This is a genomic window from Brevundimonas sp. LPMIX5 (assembly GCF_003576505.1).
Taxonomy (GTDB): Bacteria; Pseudomonadota; Alphaproteobacteria; order Caulobacterales; family Caulobacteraceae; genus Brevundimonas; species Brevundimonas naejangsanensis.
In genome coordinates this window covers 275,590-289,210 of sequence record NZ_QWTZ01000002.1, presented here as the reverse complement: position 1 = coordinate 289,210, position 13,621 = coordinate 275,590, and the positions used below count along the sequence as shown (strand labels likewise).

Below are 13,621 nucleotides of genomic sequence, written 5' to 3'. Positions count from 1 at the left end.
ATGATCCGACTGGAGGGGGTGACCCGGCGCTATCGCAGCGCGGCGGGCGACCGCACGGCGCTGGACGCCGTCGACCTGCACATCGCGCGCGGCGAGGTGTTCGGCGTGGTGGGCCGTTCGGGGGCTGGCAAGTCCACCCTGATCCGCGCCATCAACCGGTTGGAGACCCCGGACGCTGGCAAGGTCTTCGTCGATGGGCGGGAGATCACGGCCCTAAACCCGGCCGAACTGCGCGCCGCACGGCGCGGTATCGGCATGATCTTCCAGCACTTCAACCTGCTGAACGCCAAGACGATCGAGGACAACGTCGCCTTCCCCTTGCGGCTGGAAGGACGGCCCGAAACCGAGGTGAAGGCGCGCACGGCGCAGCTGCTGGCCCAACTGGGATTGGCCGATCATGCGAAGAAGCATCCGGCCCAGCTTTCAGGCGGCCAGAAGCAGCGCGTCGGCATCGCCCGCGCCCTGGCCTGCGGCCCCAGCGTCCTGTTGTGCGACGAGGCGACCAGCGCGCTGGACCCAGAAACGACCGAGGACATCCTGACCCTGCTGGACGGGCTGAACCGCGATCTGGGTCTGACCATTGTCCTGATCACCCACCAGATGGAGGTGGTGCGCCGCGTCTGCGATCGGGTGGCGGTGCTGAAGGACGGCAGGATCGTGGAGCAGGGCGCGACGGCCGACGTCTTCTTGCACCCGCAGCACGCCGTGACCCGCGCCATGCTGGCCGAGGGCGAGGAGGCGGTCGACGCCTCGGTCGCCCCCGCTGGTGCGCGCATGGCCCGCCTGACCTTCCGCGGCCCCTCGACCTATGAGCCGGAATTGAGCCGCGTCGCGCGCACGGCGGGTGTGGACTATTCAATCCTGTCGGGCCGCATCAGCCGCATCCGGGGCGAGCCCTATGGCCAGATGACGGTGGCCTTTACCGGGGGCGACGCCGAGGCGGCTCTGGCGCAACTGGCCGCGCGCGGCGTCGTGGTGGAGGCGGTCTGATGTTCGCCAATGTGGACTGGGCCGATATCGGCAAGGCAACGATCGACACCCTGCTGATGCTGGGCGGATCAATGGTGCTGACGGTGATCCTGGGGGTGCCGCTGGGCGTGTTGTTGTATCTGTCGGGCAAGGGGCGACTGGCGGCCAATCCGGTGCTGAACGCCGTCTTGTCCTTCGTGGTCAATGTGCTGCGTTCGGTGCCCTTCATCATCCTGCTGATCGTCATGCTGCCGGTGACGGTGCTGCTGGTCGGCACCTCGCTGGGCGTGGCGGGCGCCATTCCGCCGCTGGTCGTCGGGGCTGCGCCCTTCTACGCGCGCCTGGTCGAGACGGCGCTGCGCGAGGTCGACAAGGGCGTGGTCGAGGCGACCCAAGCCATGGGCGGTTCGACCTTCCAGATCGTGACGCGCGCCCTGCTGCCCGAGGCCATGCCGGGCATCATCGCCGGCGCGACCGTCACCGCCATCGCCCTGGTCAGCTATACGGCCATGGCGGGCGTGGTGGGGGCGGGCGGTCTGGGCGACCTGGCCATCCGCTTCGGCTATCAGCGCTTCCAGACCGACGTCATGGCCGTGACCGTAGTTCTGCTGCTGATCCTCGTACAAATTCTGCAGATGATCGGCGACCGTCTGGTCGCTAAGGTCTCGCACCGCTGATTTTACGAAAGCCTGCCCCATGACCCGCCGTTCGCTGCTGCTGCTGTCCGCCGCTGCTGTCCTGACGCTCGCCGCCTGTGGTCAGGGCGCGGGCCAGAAAGCGGGGGCCGAGGGGACGCCTCTGCTGGTCGGCGCCACCGCCGTGCCGCACGCCGAAATCCTGGAGCAGGTGAAGCCGATCCTGGCCGCCGAGGGCGTGCCGATCGAGATCAAGGTCTTCAACGACTACGTTCAGCCCAACGTGCAACTGGCTGAAAAACGGCTGGATGTGAACTATTTCCAGACCAAGCCCTATCTGGACGAGTTCAACGCGGCGCGCGGGACCACGCTGATTACGGTCGCCGGCATCCACGTCGAGCCGCTGGGCCTGTATTCACGCAAGCACAAGACCCTGGCCGAGTTGCCGAACGGCGCCCAGGTGGTGCTGCCCAACGATGCGTCGAATACCGGCCGCGCCCTGCTGCTGTTGCAGGCGGCGAGCCTGATCACGCTCAAGGATCCGCAAAACCCGCTGCAGACCGTGCGTGACATCGCGACGAACCCCAAGGGTCTGAAGTTCCAGGAGGTCGAGGCCGCCACCATCCCGCGCATCCTGCCTCAGGTCGACGGCGCGGTGATCAACACCAACTACGCCCTCGATGCCGGTCTGAAGCCCAAGACCGACGCGCTGCAACTGGAAGGCGCCGACAGTCCCTATGTGAACTATCTGGTCGCCCGCACGGACAATCAGGACGACCCGCGCATCCAGGCCCTGGCCAACGCCCTGCGCGGTCAGGCGATCAAGGACTTCATCGCCACGAAATATGAAGGCGCGGTGATCCCGGCGGCCTAGGCTGCAGCGCTGACCGCCTTGGCCGCTTCTTCCTTGGATTCGACCAGCACGGCGGCGGTGACCGGCTGACCCGTCGCCTCGGCGATAAGTTCGGCCGTCCTGCCTTCCACGGCGGCTTCCAGCCGTTCCAGAAACTCGGCCTTCGGCAGGCCGGTCGGGATGGGTTCGAGGAATTCAAGCGTCGCCGTGCCGGGGTTCTTGTGGAACTCCTCCAGCGGCCAGAACAGGCCCAGATTGGTCGCCAGCGGCACGACCGGCATGTCGAAATCGCGGTACATGTGCCAGACGCCAGAGCGGTAGCGGAACTTCTCGCCGACCTTCGCCAGATGGCCTTCCGGATAGATCAGGATCTTGCGGCCTTCGCGATTGGCGTCGCCGGCGCGTTCCTTGAGGGCAGCGCGGGCGGCGTGGCCGCCGCAGTTGTTCACGACGATGGCGCCCAGCTTCTTGAGCACCGTTCCCAGCAGAGGGAACTTCTCCAGATGGTCGCCGGTGACGAAGGCCACGTCGTCGAACTGGTCATAGGTGGCGAAGCCGTCGCCCCAGCTCTGGTGTTTTGAAGCGATGATGAAGGCGCCCTGTGGCAGGCGTTCTTTGCCGCGAGTCTCGATGCGGATGCCCGCAAACAGGTTCATGGCCTGCACCATGCGCCGGACATAGCGGCGGATGATCCAGCTCGTGGCCTTGCGGCCCGGAGCCAGAGCCGCAAAGGCGGCGGCCAGGCCATAGGTGATGGAAAGCGCCCAATAGGCGATGTTGAACAGCAGGCTTCGCATCAGGCGACTATGCCAGCCTGCCGTTCAGAGGCGAGCTTAAAGTGAAGCCTCAGGCGGCGTCGGATACGGCCTCGGCGGCGGAGGTCACCTTGTTGCGCCCGCTGCGCTTGGAGGCATAGAGCGCCTCGTCCGCCCGCGTCAGCAGTTGGCTAGCGGTTTCGCCGGGGCGGCGCAGACCAAAGCCGACGGAGATGGTCACGGCACCCAGATCGTCGTTGGTCGAGCGTCGGCGCAGGGCGCGGGAGGCGATTTCCTCGCGAATGGCGTTCAGCGCCGCCTCGATGGCGCCCGCCGTTTCGCCGGGGAAGATCAGGGCGAACTCCTCGCCCCCATAGCGAGCGGCGATGCGAGGCGCCCGCGACACCCGGCCCAGAACGCTGGCGACATAGCGCAGCACCTGATCACCCGTCTGATGCCCCCAGGTGTCGTTGAAGCGCTTGAAATGGTCGATGTCGATGATCGCGAGCCCGATCGAGCCGCCCACGCTTTCAGCCTCATCGCACATCCGCAGCAGGTGTTCGTCGAACGCCTTGCGGTTGGCCAGATTGGTCAGGGCGTCCGTCATCGCGTCGCGGCGCACCTGCTCCATGTGATCGCGCAGCTTGGTCACTTCGCGGTTTGAGGATTCCAGGCGGCGTTCCAGCGCGGCGGTATGGCGTCGGATGCGGCGGGTCGCATCCGCTAGTGAGGACACGATGTCTCCAAGGCTGTTGGCGTCGCCTGCGCTGGCCATCCGATCGACGGCGTCAGCCAAGGTGTGCCCGTAGCTGGCCTGGCTTTCGCGCGCCTTGTCGATGGCGCCTGCCACGGCTGCCAGTTCCCTGTTCAGCATGGCGCCGGCATCGCGGATTTCTTCGGACAGGCGGCCACGCGGCAGGAATTCGGCGGCCAGCATTTCCGCCGTCGAATCGGTGAAGGGCGCCCCTGTCGCCAGAAGGCGCGAAATTTCCTGCCCCAGCGTTCCGTCCGGGTCGCCCAGGTAGTGCAGCCACAGTTCGAAGTTCAACGGCGTCGGCCACACGGCGGCGGCTTGCATGGCGTCCACGGCGCGGTGCGCCAGAGCATAGGCTTCCGGACTGCGAACCGTGGTTTCCACCTGGGTGGTCATGCCTGAACTGCCCCTGCGCTGCGTGATCCGGAAAGCTATACCGGTCTTCTGTAACGCAGGGTTAAGTTCGCAGACCGGCCTTATCCGGCCAAAACCACCGGGCGACGCAGGAAGGCCGGGACGTCATCGCCGAAAGGATTTCCGGCGAGAGACACGGCCTGGCGGCCTTCAGCCTGGTTAGCCTTCTGAGGCGTTTTCTGGGCCACGGGCGTCGTTTTGGCTTCGGTTTTCTTGCGGCTGCGTGCGCGTTGAGGCGCCGCTTCGGTTTCGGGCGCGGGCGTCGGCGCTGTTTCGATCAGGGTTTCGGCTTCGACGGGCGCTTCTTCGATCGAACGGCGCGAACGGCTGCCGCGCTCGCTGCGTTCGCCGCGTCCACGGCCGCGGCTTGAGCGGCTGTCGTCGCGCGGGCGGTCCTTGATGGAGGCGAAGTCGATGCCGTCCAGCGGCAGTTCGACCGGCTCCTTCTTGATCAGCTTCAGCACCTTGTCCAACGACTTGTCGTCGGCGGGCGTCACGATCATGAAGGCCTCGCCCAGACGCCCGGCACGGCCGGTGCGGCCGATGCGGTGGACGTAGTCGTCGGCGTGGTGCGGAACGTCATAGTTGAAGACGTGGCTGACGGCCGGGATGTCCAGGCCGCGCGCGGCGACGTCCGAGGCGACCAGCAGCTTGAGTGCGCCGCTGCGGAAATCGGCCAGGGTCTTCATCCGCAGCGACTGGTCCAGATCGCCGTGAATCGGCGCGGCGTCGAAGCCGTGGACCTGCAGAGACTTGGCGACGATGTCGACTTCCGACTTGCGGTTGCAGAAGACGATGCCGTTCTGCACGTCGCCGCGCTCGACCAGGGCGCGCAGGGCGGTGCGCTTGGCCTTGGGGTCCGAGGTCGGCAGGCGGGTGATGTGCTGGGTGATGGTGTCGGCGGTTGTGGCCGGGCGCGACGCCTCGATCCGGGTCGGATCCTTGAGGAACTGCTGCGTCAAGCGGGTGATCTCCGGCGGCATGGTGGCCGAGAAGAACAGGGTCTGGCGACGCGGCGGCGTCAGCTTGAAGATGCGCTCGATGTCCGGGATGAAGCCCATGTCCAGCATCCGGTCGGCCTCGTCGACCACCATCAGCTCGACGCCGGTCAGCAGCATCTTGCCGCGGTCGAACAGGTCCAGCAGCCGGCCCGGCGTGGCGATCAGCACGTCCACGCCCTTGTTCAGGGCGGCGACCTGGTCGCCCATGGAGACGCCGCCGATCAGCAGCACCCAGTTCAACTTGGTGCCTTTGGCGTATTTGGCGAAGCTTTCGGCGACCTGATCGGCCAGTTCGCGGGTCGGCGCCAGCACCAGGGCGCGCGGCATCCGGGCGCGGGCGCGGCCCGAGGCCAGGCGGTCGACCATAGGCAGGGTGAAGGCGGCCGTCTTGCCAGTGCCGGTTTGGGCGATGCCGAGGACATCGCGTCCGGCCAGGGCCACTGGAATGGCCTGTTCCTGAATGGGGGTGGCGGTCGTGTAGCCGGTATCGGCGACCGCTTGTAGGGTCGTGGGCGAAAGGCCCAGCTTGGAAAACTCAGTCATGCAGTCCTGAAGGGACGGAGGATAACGTTCGCAAACGCCGTTAGCTGACGGAACCGCCCCTCGTGGGCGAGCGGGCGGCGCGCATCGCCAGTCCTGTTCCGAGCTTGGGGCGGTATATGGAAAGCCCTACGCCTCAGTCAAGTATTTCCGTTCTAACGGCCTCGCTTGGCAACGGCGCCGCGGGCTGTATGGTCGCCTCGGGGACCGGGAGAAGGATGTCGAATGCGCGCTGCCGTATTGATCGCGCTGATGCTTGCCGCGCCGCTTGGCGCACAGGCGTCGGATCGCGGACGGGGTGTCGACGCCATGCAGGCGGCCTTTGGAAATACTGTCGTTTCCCACTATCCCGACGGCGATTGGGTCAAGCACTGGTTCGACCGTGACGGCGCCTATCGCGCCCTGTTTTCTGACGGACGCCGCCTGACCGCCCGGTGGGCGCGCGAAGGGGACAAGGTCTGCCTGAACGAGATTCGCCCGCGCATGATCATCTCGCGCTTCTGCACCCCCTATATCGAAGCCTCAGTGGGCGAGAGCTGGCCGGGTCGCGATCCTCTGGGGCGCCGCGTCCGTAATGAACTAGTCGCGGGGCGCTGAACCGGAAAACCGCTCAGAATGTTCGGCGGCATAAGGGGTATTGGGGCGGCAAGAAAAACGCCCCCGTTCATGAGAACGAGGGCGCTTGATCTTAATCGGCGTCCGCAGCCTTGGCCTTCTTGGCGGGGGCCTTTTTAGCGGCCGGTTTCTTGGCCGCAGGCTCCTTCTTCGCAGCAGGCTTTTTCGCCGCCGCCTTCTTGGCGGGCGCCTTCTTCTTGGGCGCGGCGCCGGCCTTGGCGGCCAGCAGGGGCAGGGCGGCCTCCATAGTCATGTCTTCGGGAGCCGTGCCCTTGGGCAGGGTGGCGTTGATCTTTCCAGACTTGACGTAGGGGCCGTAGCGACCGGCCATGACCTGAACGGCCTCGCCCGTTTCCGGGTGGGCGCCCAGTTCCTTCAGCGGCGCGGCAGCCGAGGCGCGACCCGCACGACCCGCGCGCTTTTCAGCCAGCAGGGCCACGGCGCGGTTCAGGCCGACGTCGAATACCTCTTCAATGTCGGCGACGTTGGCGTAGGTGCCGGCGTGCGCCACGAAGGGGCCGTAGCGGCCCAGGCTGGCGGTGATCATCTTGCCGTCTTCGGGGTGCGGACCCACGTCGCGGGGCAGGCTGAGCAGGCGCAAAGCCTTCTCCAGATCGATTGACGCCGGCGTCCAGCCCTTCGGCAGGGACGAGCGCTTGGGCTTTTCCGCATCGGGCGGCGTCGTTTCGACATAGGGACCGAAACGGCCGATCTTCAGGTGCACGGGCTGGCCGGTCGCCGGATCGACGCCCAGTTCGCGATCGCCGCTCTCGGCTCCGCCGTCGACTGCGTCAGGCGAAGCCACGGGGCGGGTGTATTTGCACTCCGGATAGCGCGAACAGCCGATGAAGGCGCCGAAGCGGCTGGTCTTCAGGCTTAGTTGGCCTTCATGGCAGACCGGGCACTGGCGCGGGTCGGAGCCATCGCCCTTGTCGGGGAAGATGTGCGGGCCCAACGCTTCGTTCAGGTGATCAAGAATCGCCGTGGTGCGCAGCTCGCCTGCGGCCTGGGTCGCAGCGTGGAAATCCTGCCAGAAGCGGCGCAGCAGGGTTTTCCAGTCCAGATCGCCTGCCGACACCTCGTCCAGCTGGGTCTCCAGCGCGGCGGTGAAGTCGTACTCGACCCACTTGGCGAAGAACTGCTCCAGGAAGGCCGTGACCAGCCGTCCCTTGTCCTCGGGGAAGAAGCGGTTCTTATCCATGCGGACGTATTCGCGGTCCCGCAGCGTCGTCAGGATCGAGGCGTAGGTCGACGGACGGCCGATCCCCAGCTCTTCTAGCTTCTTGACCAGGGTGGCTTCCGAGAAGCGCGGCGGCGGTTCGGTGAAGTGCTGATCGGTGCGGATCGCCTCGACCTTGGCCTTGGCGCCTTCCTTCAGCGCAGGCAGGCGGCCGCCTTCGTCCTCGTCTTCCTCGGCGCCCTTCTGCTTCTCGTCGCGGCCTTCTTCATAGGCGGCGATGAAGCCGTCGAAGACCACGACCTGGCCGGTGGCGCGCAGGCCCGTCTGGCTGTCAGGCGTTTCGATCTCGACCGTGGTGCGGTCCAGACGCGCCGATTCCATCTGAGAGGCGATCATCCGCTTCCAGATCAGCTCATACAGCCGCTGCAGATCGCTATCGAGCCGCAGGGTGTCGGGGCTGCGCAGGATGTTGGTCGGACGAATGGCTTCGTGCGCTTCCTGGGCGTTCTTGGCCTTGGTCTTGTAGTAGCGCGGCTCGGCCGGGACGTAGGCGGGGCCGAAGCGCTGGCCGATGGCCTCGCGGGCCTGGGCGATGCCTTCGGGGGTCACGTAGACGCCGTCCGTACGCATATAGGTGATCAGGCCGCCGGTGTCGTCGACGCCTTCATACAGCTTCTGCGCCGCCTGCATGGTGCGCTGGGCGGTGAAGCCCAGCTTGCGCGCGGCTTCCTGTTGCAGGGTCGAGGTGGTGAAGGGCGGGGCGGGGGACCGCTTGGCCGGCTTCTTCTCGACCGACTTGATGGTGAAGTCGCCGCTGTGGACGGCCTCCCGCGCGGCTGTCGCCATCGCTTCGGACACGATGTCCAGACGCTGGACGCGCTTGCCTTCGTGCTTGACCAGACGGGCGGTGAAGGGCGGGCTGTCCGCGATCAGGTCGGCCTCCACCGACCAGTATTCCTGCGCCTTGAACCGCTCGATCTCCATCTCGCGGTCGACGACGATGCGCAAGGCGACCGACTGGACGCGTCCGGCCGAGCGAGCGCCTGGCAGTTTGCGCCACAGCACCGGCGACAGGTTGAAGCCCACCAGATAGTCCAGCGCCCGGCGCGCCAGATAGGCGTCCACCAGTTCCATATCCAGCTGGCGCGGGTTGGCCATCGCCTCCAGCACCGCCGACTTGGTGATGGCGTTGAAGGTGACGCGCTGGACATCCGTGTCCTTCAGCGCCTTCTTCTTGTTCAGGATTTCCAGAACGTGCCAACTGATCGCCTCTCCCTCGCGGTCGGGGTCGGTGGCCAGGATGACGCGGTCGGCGGCCTTGGCGGCCTCGGCGATCTCGGACAGGCGCTTGGAGGCCTTGGCGTCGACTTCCCAATGCATGGCGAAGTCATCGTCAGGCAGAACCGAGCCGTCCTTCGACGGCAGGTCGCGAACGTGACCGTATGAAGCCAGAACCTTATAGTCCGAGCCCAGGTACTTATTGATGGTCTTGGCCTTGGCGGGGCTCTCGACGATGACGAGATTCATGGCGCTCTATCGGGGAAAAGGGGGCGCGAACGTGGTTGCGGCGCGGCCGGAAGTCAATCGGCGCATTTCAAGTGAGCAACCTTTCCGGGTAACGCGAGTTTGCAAACCATTGTAAGTTGTGTTCCTCTGAGGCGTTCTCGGGAGGGTTGACGATGAGCAAGACAGCACAGCGACGCCGCCAGGCGCCAAGCCCTGATCTGACAGACTATCCGGTTCGTGAATATGTGGCCGCCATGGCTATGGAACTGGCCGGAATGGCCCGCTGGGACGGGGATGAAAGGCTGGCCAGCATTCTTGAGAATGCGGCGGACATGGCTCGCCGCACCGCCCCGGCCTAGGTCGAGGCCATACCGCCGGGCAGCAAGGTCGCCCGCCCTGCGAGATCAAGCTCCAGCAGGGCGGCGGCTGTTTCCGCAATCGACAATCTGGCGGCGCGCGCCAGTTCGTCGCGGCTGACCGGCGAAGGGGACAGCAGGGCTTCTATCCGATCCAGCACCTCGTCATCGATCTGTTCAGGTCGCCCGGCGTCGAACGGCGAATCAGCGGGCGGCTCTCTCAGGGTTCGCAGAGAGGCGAAGGCTCGCTCTATGTCCTCGATCCCCTCGCACAGGATGGCGCCCTGACGCAGCAGTTCGTTCGGCCCTTTGGAGCGCGGGTCCAGCGGCGAGCCGGGGACGGCGAACACGTCGCGGCCCTGTTCGCCCGCCAGCCGGGCGGTGATGAGAGAGCCGGACCGGATTTCAGCCTCCACGACGACCACGCCGCGCGACAGGCCTGAAATAATGCGGTTGCGGCGCGGGAAGTCGCGCGCCTGCGCCCGCGCGCCGACAGGGCTTTCCGAGGCGATGCAGCCTCGTTCGGCGATCTGGCGATACAGGTCGGCGTTGTCCGCCGGATAGATGTCGTCCACGCCGCCGCCCAGAACGGCCACCGTGCCGGTCTCCAGCGCGCCGAGATGCGCCGCCGCATCGACCCCGCGCGCCAGACCCGAGACGACGACATGGCCGCTTTCGCCCAGTTGTTGCGCCAGTCCGCGGGCTATGCGCTGGCCGCCCGCCGAGGCGATGCGCGCGCCGACGATGGCCATGCAGGGGCGCTGCATCAACGCCGCGTCGCCAAGGATCCACAGCAGAGGCGGGGGCAGATCGACGGCCGCCAGGGCTTCGGGATAGGCGGCCTCGCCCCATAGGATCAGCCGCGCGCCGATGCGGGCGCCTGCTTCCAGTTCGGTTTCGACGGCTTCGGGCGCGGGGACGGAATAGCTGGTGCGTCCCTGATTACGGATCAGATCGGGCAGGGCGTCCAGAGCGCGCTGGGCTGAACCGAACCGCTGCAACAGCTGGGAAAAGGCCACAGGGCCGACGCGGTCGGTCCGGGCGAGCCGGAGGCGGGCGAAACGCTCGGCCTCCGACAGCGGCGTCACGCCTTCTTCGCCCCGATCTTGGGCTCGGCGCCTTTTAGCAGGCGGCCGATGTTCTCATGGTGGCGGGTGAAGATCAGGACGGCTGTGAAGACCGCCATAATGAATATGGGCTGGGGCGCGGGCAGGCCCAGCGCGGACAGGGGCAGCAGGGCGTAGAGCGGGGTCAGCGCCGCCGCCACCAGGGCCGACAGGGAGGAATAGCGCAGGGCGAAGGCCATGATCAGCCAGGTCGCCGCCGCCAGCAGGCCCAGCGGCCAGCACGCGGCCAGGATCAGGCCGAAGAAGGTCGCCACCCCCTTGCCGCCCTTGAAACCCAGCCAGACGGGGAACAGGTGGCCCAGGAAGGCCGCGCCGCCTGCGATGGCGCCCGCGACGTCGGTTCCCAGCAGATGCCGCGCGATCAGCAGGGCGACCGCGCCCTTGCCCGCATCCAGGATCAGGGTGGCGATGGCCAGATCCTTGCGCCCGGTGCGCAGGACGTTGGTCGCGCCGATATTGCCCGAGCCGATCTTGCGCACGTCGCCCGCACCCGCCGCGCGGGTCAGGACCACGCCGAACGGAATGGAGCCCAGCAGGTACCCGCCGACAGCCACAAGCCCGAGCGTAAGGAGCGCCGGCCCCGTCAGATCGTGCAAGTGATTCGCTCCCCTTAACGTGCGTTGTGGACGATGCGGCCCGAAACGACGGTGAGCAAGACCTTGCCTTGCAGCCGCCGCCCGTCAAAAGGCGAATTCTTCGACTTGGAGCGCAGCGTCGCGGCGTCGATCACCACCGGCGCACCGGCGTCGAACAGCACCAGATCGGCGGGCGACCCTGGCGACAACTCCCCAGCCTCCAGCCCCAGCAGGGCCGCCGGGCCCTGCGTCAGCGGCCGCAGCACGTCCAGCAGGTCCACGCCGTATTCGTGGTGCAGCGTCAGGGCGGCGGGCAGCAGGGTTTCCAGACCCACCGCGCCCGGCTCGGCCTCGGCGAAGGGGCGGCGCTTGTTCTCGGCCGGTTCGGGGCAGTGGGCCGAGGTGATGACGTCGATCAGGCCGTCGCGCACCGCCTCGACCAGGGCCTGCCGGTCGCTCTCGGCACGCAAGGGCGGGTCCAGCCGGTAGAAGGTGCGATAATCGCCTATGTCGATCTCGTTGAAGCACAGGTGGTTGATCGACGCTGAGGCCGCGACCTCCAGCCCGCGCGCACGGGCGCGGGCCAGCGTCTCCAGCGCCCCTTCGGTCGAGATCTGGTCGATCAGGAAACGCGCGCCGGTCTGTTCCACCAGCGCCAGGTCGCGCTCCAGCTGGATGCGCTCGGCGATGGCGGGCGCGCCCGACAGGCCCAGACGGGTCGCCAGTTCGCCCGAGGTCGCCACGGCTCCTTCCGAAAGCCACGGCTCGGTTGGACGACAGGCGATCAGGGCGTTGAACGAGGCAGCGTAGCTCATCACCCGTTGCAGGGTGCGGGTGTTGCGGATCACCCGATCGCCGTCAGTGAAATAAAGGGCGCCCGCCTCGTGCATCAGGCCGATCTCGGCCATGCGTTCGCCGTCGCGGCCTTGCGTTGCCGCGCCCGCCGCGCGGACGTGGACCAGGTCAAGCGCGGCGCCGCGCCGCTGGATGTGGTCGATCATGGCCGGATCGTCGATGGCCGGATCGGTGTCCGGCTGGACGATGATGGTGGTGACGCCGCCCGCCGCCGCCGACAGGCTGGCCGACTTCAGCGTCTCCTTGGGTTCGTTGCCCGGCTCGCCGGTCTTGACCCGAATGTCGATCAGGCCGGGCGCCAGGCAGCGGCCTTCGGCGTCGATGATCTGCACGCCCTCGGGGCGTTGGGTCGCCTGCCCGTGGATGACCTCGACGATGCGGCCGTTCTCGATCAGGACCGCGCCGGGGCCGTCATAGTCGCTGGCCGGGTCCAGCAGGCGGGCGTTGACAATGGCCAGAGCCTTGGGGGCGATGGGCTGTTGAGCGGCGGTCATGCGGCGCCTCCCGCGCGGCGGTGGGCGAGGGCGGCCAGAACGGCCATGCGGGCGGCGACGCCCATCTCGACCTGATCCTGGATCAGGGAGACGCTCAGGTCGTCGGCCACGTCGGAATCGATCTCCACGCCCCGGTTCATCGGGCCGGGGTGCATGACCTTGGCGCCGGGCGCGGCCCAGGCCAGCTTCTCGCGGTCCAGGCCCCAGAAGCGGAAATACTCGCGCGTCGAGGGGATCAGGGCGCCCGCCATCCGCTCCAGCTGAAGGCGCAGCATCATGACCACGTCACAACCGGCCAGACCCTCCTTCATGTCGTGGAAGACCTCGCAGCCCCAGCGGTCGGCGTCGCCGGGCACCAGCGTCGGCGGTCCGATCAACCGCACCCGCGCGCCCATCATCTGCAGCAGGGCGACGTTCGAGCGCGCCACGCGGCTGTGGGCGATGTCGCCGCAGATGGCGACGCTCAACCCGCCCACATCGCCGAAGGCGCGGCGGATGGACAGCAGGTCCAGCAGGGCCTGCGTCGGGTGTTCATGGCGTCCATCGCCCGCGTTGACGACGGCGCAACCGACCTTCTGCGACAGCAGGTCCACCGCGCCCGAGGATGCATGGCGGACGACCAGAATCTCCGGCTTCATGGCGTTCAGCGTCACGGCGGTGTCGATCAGCGTCTCGCCCTTCTTCACCGAGGAAGAGGCGACCGGCATGGTCACGACGTCGGCGCCCAGACGCTTGGCCGCGATCTCGAAGGAGGAACTGGTTCGCGTCGAGTTCTCGAAGAACAGGTTCACGACCGTCTGGCCGCGCATCAGGTCCACGCCCTTGGCTGACTGCCTGTTGAAGTCGACGAAGGCGTCGGCCAGGTCCAGCAAGGCCAAGGCGGCCGGCGGATGGAGGTCTCCGGCGGCGAGGAAGTGGTCGCGAGGAAACGGCGTCAGCCGTTCCTTGATGAGATCGGTGACAGGCGCTGCGTGGGTCATTGAGACGCCGCT

At 67.2% G+C, this 13,621-nt stretch carries 13 protein-coding genes; 5 read left to right on the top strand and 8 right to left on the bottom strand.

Translation table 11 applies throughout. From position 1 onward, the window contains the following. Genes D1604_RS02410 through D1604_RS02400 form a run of 3 tightly spaced genes read left to right on the top strand, consistent with a single transcriptional unit; the run spans position 1 to position 2,478 of the window. Entirely contained in the window at positions 1-990 is a 990-nt protein-coding gene (locus D1604_RS02410; protein WP_119412035.1) for a methionine ABC transporter ATP-binding protein, read from the top strand. After that, complete coding sequence (locus tag D1604_RS02405) at positions 990-1,646, top strand: methionine ABC transporter permease (RefSeq protein WP_024352729.1); 657 nt, start codon at positions 990-992, stop codon at positions 1,644-1,646. The genes D1604_RS02410 and D1604_RS02405 overlap by 1 nt, the downstream gene beginning before the upstream one ends. Before the next feature lie 19 nt (positions 1,647-1,665). Continuing rightward, entirely contained in the window at positions 1,666-2,478 is an 813-nt protein-coding gene (locus tag D1604_RS02400) for a MetQ/NlpA family ABC transporter substrate-binding protein (RefSeq protein ID WP_119412034.1), read from the top strand. On the opposite strand, the gene D1604_RS02395 is transcribed toward D1604_RS02400, so the two are convergent. The 3 genes from D1604_RS02395 to D1604_RS02385 form a co-directional block, all read right to left on the bottom strand. After that, positions 2,475-3,254 carry a lysophospholipid acyltransferase family protein gene (locus D1604_RS02395; RefSeq protein ID WP_119412033.1) on the bottom strand — a complete coding sequence of 260 codons (780 nt, stop codon included), beginning with the start codon at positions 3,252-3,254 and terminating at the stop codon, positions 2,475-2,477. The two genes, D1604_RS02400 and D1604_RS02395, sit on opposite strands and share 4 nt — an antisense overlap. A gap of 49 nt (positions 3,255-3,303) precedes the next feature. Continuing rightward, positions 3,304-4,362: a GGDEF domain-containing protein gene (locus tag D1604_RS02390; RefSeq protein ID WP_119412032.1), complete on the bottom strand. Its 1,059-nt coding sequence runs from the start codon at positions 4,360-4,362 to the stop codon at positions 3,304-3,306. An 80-nt stretch (positions 4,363-4,442) separates the two neighbouring features. Beyond that, complete coding sequence (locus D1604_RS02385) at positions 4,443-5,924, bottom strand: DEAD/DEAH box helicase (RefSeq protein WP_119412031.1); 1,482 nt, start codon at positions 5,922-5,924, stop codon at positions 4,443-4,445. A 222-nt stretch (positions 5,925-6,146) separates the two neighbouring features. On the opposite strand from D1604_RS02385, the gene D1604_RS02380 reads away from it, so the two are divergent. After that, positions 6,147-6,518: a hypothetical protein gene (locus D1604_RS02380; protein WP_024352734.1), complete on the top strand. Its 372-nt coding sequence runs from the start codon at positions 6,147-6,149 to the stop codon at positions 6,516-6,518. 91 nt (positions 6,519-6,609) lie between these two features. On the opposite strand, the gene topA is transcribed toward D1604_RS02380, so the two are convergent. Continuing rightward, entirely contained in the window at positions 6,610-9,243 is a 2,634-nt protein-coding gene (gene topA / locus D1604_RS02375) for a type I DNA topoisomerase (protein WP_119412030.1), read from the bottom strand. A 152-nt stretch (positions 9,244-9,395) separates the two neighbouring features. Between topA and D1604_RS02370 the strand changes: the two genes are divergently transcribed. After that, the gene (locus D1604_RS02370; RefSeq protein ID WP_119412029.1) at positions 9,396-9,581 is read left to right on the top strand and encodes a hypothetical protein; all 186 of its coding nucleotides are present in this window, start codon (positions 9,396-9,398) and stop codon (positions 9,579-9,581) included. Here the strand turns inward: D1604_RS02370 and dprA are convergent. From dprA to D1604_RS02350, 4 genes are read right to left on the bottom strand one after another with little or no spacing between them, the layout of a single operon-like run. Next, positions 9,578-10,666 carry a DNA-processing protein DprA gene (dprA, locus tag D1604_RS02365; protein ID WP_119412028.1) on the bottom strand — a complete coding sequence of 363 codons (1,089 nt, stop codon included), beginning with the start codon at positions 10,664-10,666 and terminating at the stop codon, positions 9,578-9,580. The two genes, D1604_RS02370 and dprA, sit on opposite strands and share 4 nt — an antisense overlap. After that, the gene (gene plsY, locus D1604_RS02360) at positions 10,663-11,301 is read right to left on the bottom strand and encodes a glycerol-3-phosphate 1-O-acyltransferase PlsY (RefSeq protein WP_119412027.1); all 639 of its coding nucleotides are present in this window, start codon (positions 11,299-11,301) and stop codon (positions 10,663-10,665) included. The genes dprA and plsY overlap by 4 nt, the downstream gene beginning before the upstream one ends. Positions 11,302-11,315: 14 nt before the next feature. Next, positions 11,316-12,629 (bottom strand): dihydroorotase, encoded by a 1,314-nt coding sequence (gene pyrC, locus D1604_RS02355; protein WP_119412026.1) that lies wholly within the window; start codon positions 12,627-12,629, stop codon positions 11,316-11,318. Beyond that, the gene (locus tag D1604_RS02350; protein ID WP_119412025.1) at positions 12,626-13,609 is read right to left on the bottom strand and encodes an aspartate carbamoyltransferase catalytic subunit; all 984 of its coding nucleotides are present in this window, start codon (positions 13,607-13,609) and stop codon (positions 12,626-12,628) included. Before D1604_RS02350 ends, pyrC begins: the two co-directional genes overlap by 4 nt. Positions 13,610-13,621 lie beyond the last annotated feature (12 nt).